We start from the raw sequence: 6,796 nt of genomic DNA, 5'->3' as shown, positions 1-6,796 counted from the left end.
CTCGAGATGGTCGACGTCAAGGAACGAATTCGCAAGGTGTTGCGCTTGCTGACTCGGCAGCTGGAGATCCTCAAGATGCGTGAACGCATCAACTCCCAAATCAAGGAGGAGATGGGAAAAAACCAGAGAGAGTACGTGCTCCGCCAGCAGCTAAAGGCAATCAAGGAAGAGCTGGGCGATGAGGAGGGCGACCAGGGAGACCTCGACGTACTGGAGGAGCGGATCGCCAAGGCGAATCTACTGAACGAGCCTGAGAGTGTTGCGCGCAAGCAGCTGAAACGGCTGCGCGCCATGCAGGTTGGCTCCGCGGAATACACCGTCGTACGCACGTACATCGACTGGATTCTGGATGTGCCGTGGAGCAAGGCCACCACGGACATGATGGATATCGCCGAGGTGCGCCGCGTTCTCGATGAAGATCATTCGGGGCTTGAGAAGATCAAGAAGCGAATCGTCGAGTTCCTCGCCGTACGCAAGCTGAAGCCTGACAAGAAGGGTCCGATCCTGTGCTTGATCGGGCCTCCCGGTGTGGGCAAGACATCCCTTGGGCGTTCGGTGGCTCGTGCTCTGCAGCGGAAGTTCGTGCGCATCTCGCTGGGGGGTGTGCATGACGAGGCGGCCATCCGTGGACACCGCCGTACCTACGTGGGCGCCTTACCCGGTCAGATCATCCAGGGGATGAAGAAGTCGGGAACCATCAACCCGGTCTTCATGCTCGATGAAATCGATAAGATCGGCCACGACTTCCGCGGTGACCCGGCTGCCGCGCTGCTGGAGGTGCTCGATCCCGAGCAGAACAACGCGTTCTCGGACCATTACCTGGAAATCCCCTACGACTTGTCGAAGGTCATGTTCATCGCGACGGCGAACGTCGGTGACACGATTCCTCCGGCGCTCAAGGATCGCATGGAGATCCTCGAAATCCCGGGCTACACGCGCAGGGAGAAAGCCCAGATAGCTCGAGACCATCTGATACCGAAACAGCTCGAAGAGCACGGACTCGGTGAGGACATGATGAGTCTGGCCGATGTCGCGGTGGACACGATTATCGACCGCCACACGCGAGAGGCCGGCGTGCGCAACCTCGAGCGGCAGATCGCTTCCGTGATTCGAGGGGTCGCCGTCAAGGTCGCAGAGGGTGAAACCGGTCCCTACAGGGTCGAGTCCGAGGATGATCTCCGACCCTACTTGGGTGCACCGCGCTTCACCTCGGACGATGTATCCGAGCGCACCGACGAGCCCGGCGTAGCAACCGGCTTGGCGTACACCTCCGTGGGCGGTGAGATCCTGTTCGTCGAAGCCACCCAGATGCCCGGCAGCGGAAAGATGCAGCTTACCGGACAGCTGGGAGACGTCATGAAGGAGTCGGCTCAGGCGGCACTGAGCTACGTGCGCTCACGCGCTACCCAGTTCAAGATCGCCGAGGACTTCCTCGAAAAGGCGGACATACACATCCATATTCCCTCCGGTGCCATGCCCAAGGACGGACCGAGCGCGGGTGTCACCATGATGACGGCCCTCGTCTCCCTTCTCACGGGGATTCGCGTACGGCACGACCTTGCGATGACCGGTGAGATCACGCTTCGCGGGCGCGTCCTTGCGGTAGGCGGCATCAAGGAGAAGGTGCTGGCGGCGCACCGTGCCGGGATCGGACGCGTGATCTTGCCTGAAAAGAGCATGCACGATCTCGACGAGGTTCCCCAGGAGGTCCGGGACGATCTGAAGTTCGTTCGGGTAACCAAAATGGACGAGGTGCTGGCCGAGGCGCTCGAGACTCCGGAGAGAATCGGCATCAAGCCCGGTGGCAGAGGCGGCTCGGGGCAACGCGCGGTGCGGCCCACCGAGGAACGAGTCGCCCCGGCATAACGGGCGTGCACGGAGTTTCGACAGCGCGCATGAAACACGTCGCCATCCTTGGGGGCGGTTCCTGGGGCACCGCGCTTGCTTGTTTGATCGGCAAGCGGCGCCGTCCGGTGCGCCTGTGGGTCCGCCGGGCTGCCCTGGCCCAGGCGATCAACCGAGACAGGCGCAACGCCGGGTACTTGCCCAGCTGCGTGTTGCCCCAAGAGGTCGCTGCCACCTCCGACGTGAAGGAGGCGCTGGACGGGGCGTGCTGCGTGTTTCTGGTAGTGCCATCGCACGGACTGCGCGAGGTCTTGCGGAGCGCAGGACCACATTTTCCCGAGCGCGTCCCCGTTGTGAGCGCCACCAAAGGCATCGAGAACTCGACGCTGATGCTGGTGTCGGAGATCGTTGCAGACAGCCTTGCGGACTTCGATTCCCGTAGGTTGTGCGTCATTGGAGGGCCGAGCTTTGCTCGCGAGGTCGCTAACGGCGTGCCGACCGCCATCTGCCTGGCCGGGCTTGACCCCGACCCGCTGGACCAGGTTCAGAGGCTGCTGACGTCGGACCGTTTCCGCGTCTACACGAGCGATGATGTCGTCGGTGTCGAGGTGGGGGGAGCGCTCAAGAACGTGATCGCCATCGCCGTGGGTGCCGCCGATGGATTGGGCTTCGGCCACAACTCGCGAGCTGCGCTGATCACGCGTGGAATCGCCGAAATCACGCGCCTTGCTCGCCATCTCGGGGCCAACCCGCTTACCCTTGCTGGACTGAGCGGCGTGGGTGATCTGGTGCTGACCTGCACCGGTGACCTTTCCCGCAATCGCACCCTTGGCTATCAACTGGGCCGGGGAAGGCGGCTTGCCGAGCTGCTGGCCAACACATCCATGGTGGCCGAGGGTGTACGGACCGCGAGCAGCGCGCACGAGCTCGCCAGCAAAAACCGTGTGGAGATGCCCATCGTGACGGAGGTGTACGAGGTGCTGTATGAAGGCAAGACACCCTTGGCAGCCGTCGATGCCCTTACGCACCGCGCCTCGCGCCCAGAGCGCGATTCCCACTATCCGGTGCGGCGTCTCTAAGGCACCGGCGGCGAGCTGACCGGGACCTGGCGCGCAGCCGGGATCGCGATCTTCGCCTCGCCGCTATTCGCCATGGGATTCCGGGTCACGGCCTGGCACCGCTCGCTGCCGCTACCCCGACAAGAGCCCGCGCCCGAAGCTGCAGGCGGTCGCACCTTGCGCGGACCCGGCAGGCTCATGCTAGGGTAGCGCGCCGGACGATAGGAGCCGGACACCCAAATGCAGAGCAAGCGTTTGAGGATAGTCTACTGGGTGTTGGTGCCGGCCATCGCCATCGCGGCAGCTGTCCTTTGCTACTACACTTACCAGACCGCTCTGCAGGTCGAGCGCTTGGGCGAGGAATCCATCGCCCAGTCCACTTTGTTTCTGGTGCAGGACAAAGTAGATCGCGTGGAGCGTCAGATCATCGCCGCGGACAACGCTGTCTTCCGCAGCATCGAACTCGGTAGCCCGGACGCCCTGGACCGCTCCTGGCGCCCTCGTGCGCGGGAGATCTCGCCCAGCGTGCGTGCGGTCTTGGTGCTTGATGCAACCTACGGCATCGTCGGTTCCTCGGTTCGCGTGCCCGGGAGCGAAGCGCCCACGCTGCTGCGTCGGATTCGGGATCGCATAGTCCCCGCGCTCGACCTTGACCAGCTGGTGGTTGGCCGGCTCAAGCACCTACACAAAAGCTACCAGGACGGCAGTCTGCTTGTCTCCTACAAGGCGGTGTTGTTTCGGGCAGCGCGCTACTATCTGCTCGCAGAGCACGATACAGCCTACTTGAAGCGCACGCTGTTTCCCTCGCTGTTCGCAAACGAAAAAGGCAAGCAGCTCTACAACGTGCTCGATGAGGATAACAGGCGCGTATTCGGACCCAGTCTGGCACACGCTGGGGACTACGTCGTGGGGCTGCGTTTTCCAACTACGCTCTATGGGTGGCGACTTCAGATAGCTCCGAAGGCCGCGCCCCTGCTGCAGGCGAAAGGCCGCACCCGACGCTTCAACGAGGTGGCTCTTATCGGGCTCTCCCTGGGAGTCATCGTGCTGAGTGTGCTGTTTCTACTGTACACCGCAGGCAAAGAGCAGCGGCTTGGGGCCCTGAAGAGCGACTTCATCGCAAACGTCTCCCATGAGCTGAAAACGCCGCTGGCGGCTGTACGCATGTTTGGAGAGCTCTTGTTGACCAATCGTGTCCGGGATTCGGCGAAGCGGCAGCAGTACCTCGAGATCATTTGCACGGAAACCGAGCGCCTCACCGCGCTCATCGACAATGTGCTGGATTTCTCGGCGCTCGAACGCGGCAAGCGACGTTACCAGATGCAGGTGTGCAATCTCGCGGACCTCATTCGACGCGCGATCGAGACGTTTCGCAACCGGATGGAGCGCGGAGCGCAGGACATCGCGCTGGCATGTAGGGGCCATGTTCCCTACGTTCGGGTCGATGAGGAGGCGATTCTGCTCGCCTTCATCAACCTGCTCGACAACGCCGTAAAGTACGGCGAGCGAGGAGACGTAGAGGTTGCGATCGAGTCGCAAGGCGCAAGTGTGGCGGTTCGCGTGCGCGACCACGGTCAAGGCATTCCCCGGGACGAATTGCGGCGCGTCTTTGACCGTTTCTATCGCTCGCGGCGCGAGCCAAGCGTCCGCGGATCGGGTATCGGTCTTTCCCTCGTCAAGCACATCATCCAGGATCATGGTGGCCAAGCTTGGGCGGAAAACGCACCCGACGGAGGGGCGATCGTGTCGTTCGATTTGCCGCAGGTACTCGGGCCCGCCTCGCGCCCGGCAACGACGCCTGGCGTGACGGGCGTTCGCACGCGCGAACGACCAGCCGGCGAGATCCATGCCTGAGATGCCCCAACGGACGATCCTGCTGGTCGAGGACGACCCTACTCTGGCGATGGGTCTGTGCGACTCGCTCGAGTTCGAGGGCTTCCGGGTGACTCACACGGATCGGGGTATGCAGGCGGTGGCGCTCGCACGGGACAAGCTCCCGGATTGCATTATTCTGGATCTGATGCTGCCTGACATGAACGGTTACCAGGTCTGTGAAGAAATACGGCGTCTCGATCAGCGGGTACCCATCCTCATGCTGACTGCACGCAGCCAGGAGGCGGACAAGATCCGGGGGCTGGATGCCGGGGCCGACGACTACGTGGCCAAGCCCTTTTCCATTGGGGAGCTGGTTGCCCGCCTGCGTGCGATGTTCCGCCGCGCCTCGCTGCAGGATAACACGCAGCAGCCGTTTCAAGTGGGCGAGGCCCTGGTCGACCCGGGGGCCCACACGCTGACCCGAGGACGCGAGACCGTCACCCTGTCCTTTTATGAGGCGGGACTGCTGAAGCTGCTGCATGAGCAACGTGGCTGCCCGGTCTCGCGGGACGAGATTCTCGACAAGATCTGGGGGTTACAGGCGAATCCTTCGAACCGCACCGTGGACAACGTGGTGGTCAAGCTGCGCAAGAAGATCGAGCCAAACCAGGATCGACCCCGGTACATCCTCACGGTGTATGGCCTGGGGTACAAGCTCGCCGTCGGAAGCACGACTTGACCGAGCTACGACCCCCCGGTACAAGGCTCCCGAATCGCGTACTTCGCGTGCCGCCGATGAGTGGAGGAGCGCTTGGCTGCGTGACCACACGGAAGCCCCATCACCACGCCGACCCGGCAGCTGCTAGCGCGTCACCGCATCACCGGTCCGGGTCGGCCGAGGCCATCGGCCGGATGGTTGGCGTCGTCGTGTTCTGGATCATCACAGTGTTCGTCATCGGAGCAGGAGCGCTGTCGATCTCCAGGCAGGTATTCCCATCGCCAGCGGCCACCCTGCCCCACGATCCCCTCGCAACCGGCTGGTGCGGCCGAGAGGTTTCGGCGCTTCAGGCGGAGCTACTTCGGCGCGCTGGACGCTTCATCTCCGATGCCTTGTCGCGAGAGCCGCTCGACGCCTGGCTTGCCAAATGGGACGCAAGGAAGGCGGAGCTTGGTCGGCGCTGCCCGACTCTGAAGCGAGCTCAGCGCGATCTGGCTGAGCTGCGTCTGCTCACCGTACGCATGCTAGAAGGTTTCAAGCAACAGCAGGATCCGCTGCTGCGACGTATTCGGGCAGCAGCCCAAACAGCGCCGCACGACCAATCCCTTTCCAGACGGCCTCCATGAACGACACCCAACAGTCGGTAACCGAAACGGAAGCACCTCCGGAGAGCCGTGGTTTCGATGCACTGCCGCTGGGCAAGCAGGTTCGTCGAGCCCTTGACGAGATGGGCTACGCGGAACCGACTTCGGTGCAGTCCGCGACCTATGGCCCGGCCGTGGAAGGCCGAGACATCATCGTCCAGTCCCAAACTGGGACGGGAAAGACAACAGCCTTCGGGCTTCCACTGGTGGATCGGCTCGTGAGCGATGCTGCATGCAGCCAAGCGCTGATCCTGGTGCCGACTCGCGAGCTCGCATTGCAGAACGCCGACGAGCTTAGCCGGCTCAGCCAGCAGCTCAGCATCGGTGTGTCAGCGATCTACGGCGGGGCCGCCATGCAACCGCAAATAGACCAGCTCAGGAGGGGGACACAAATCGTGTGCGGTACCCCGGGCCGCGTGCTCGATCACCTCAAGCGCGGCACGCTCGACGTGACCGGGCTCCGAGTGCTGGTGCTAGACGAAGTGGACGAGATGCTCTCCATGGGTTTCGCCCGCGAGCTCGGTGCGATCCTGGAGCGACTTCCACCCAAGCGCCAGACGATGTGCTTTTCGGCTACCGTGGACGATGATGTGCGACGAATCGCACAGCGGCACATGCACGAACCCGAATTCATCGGGCTTTCAAGCGATGCAGTCGCAGCGGCGAAGATCGCGCACTACGCCTTCATGGTCCCCGGCAAAGATCGTACCCGCGAT

Annotated in this window: 6 protein-coding genes; all 6 read left to right on the top strand. The window is 62.9% G+C overall.

The features are described 5' to 3' along the window. A partial coding sequence (gene lon, locus MJD61_07450; GenBank protein MCG8555108.1) for an endopeptidase La occupies nt 1-1,866 on the top strand: 1,866 nt, incomplete at its 5' end. A gap of 29 nt (nt 1,867-1,895) precedes the next feature. Beyond that, nucleotides 1,896-2,924, top strand: a complete 1,029-nt coding sequence (locus MJD61_07445) for an NAD(P)-dependent glycerol-3-phosphate dehydrogenase (protein MCG8555107.1) — start codon at nt 1,896-1,898, stop codon at nt 2,922-2,924. Between the two features lie 219 nt (nt 2,925-3,143). Beyond that, the gene (locus tag MJD61_07440) at nt 3,144-4,757 is read left to right on the top strand and encodes a HAMP domain-containing histidine kinase (protein ID MCG8555106.1); all 1,614 of its coding nucleotides are present in this window, start codon (nt 3,144-3,146) and stop codon (nt 4,755-4,757) included. Further along, entirely contained in the window at nt 4,750-5,457 is a 708-nt protein-coding gene (locus MJD61_07435) for a response regulator transcription factor (protein ID MCG8555105.1), read from the top strand. The genes MJD61_07440 and MJD61_07435 overlap by 8 nt, the downstream gene beginning before the upstream one ends. An 80-nt stretch (nt 5,458-5,537) precedes the next feature. Next, on the top strand, nt 5,538-6,062 hold the full coding sequence (locus tag MJD61_07430; protein ID MCG8555104.1) for a hypothetical protein: 525 nt from the start codon (nt 5,538-5,540) through the stop codon (nt 6,060-6,062). Beyond that, nucleotides 6,059-6,796, top strand: a 738-nt coding sequence (locus MJD61_07425) for a DEAD/DEAH box helicase (GenBank protein ID MCG8555103.1), incomplete at its 3' end; no start/stop codon positions are given. The genes MJD61_07430 and MJD61_07425, both read left to right, overlap by 4 nt.

The organism is Pseudomonadota bacterium (assembly GCA_022361155.1).
In the GTDB taxonomy this organism is placed as follows: Bacteria; Myxococcota_A; Polyangia; order Polyangiales; family JAKSBK01; genus JAKSBK01.
This window is presented reverse-complemented; position numbering and strand designations above follow the sequence as displayed.

Bases quoted from the DNA above. Each gene is read 5' to 3' on its own strand.
- MJD61_07445 (MCG8555107.1), top strand. From the start codon at position 1,896: ATGAAACACGTCGCCATCCTTGGGGGCGGTTCCTGGGGCACCGCGCTT.
- MJD61_07440 (MCG8555106.1), top strand. From the start codon at position 3,144: ATGCAGAGCAAGCGTTTGAGGATAGTCTACTGGGTGTTGGTGCCGGCC.
- MJD61_07435 (MCG8555105.1), top strand. From the start codon at position 4,750: ATGCCTGAGATGCCCCAACGGACGATCCTGCTGGTCGAGGACGACCCT.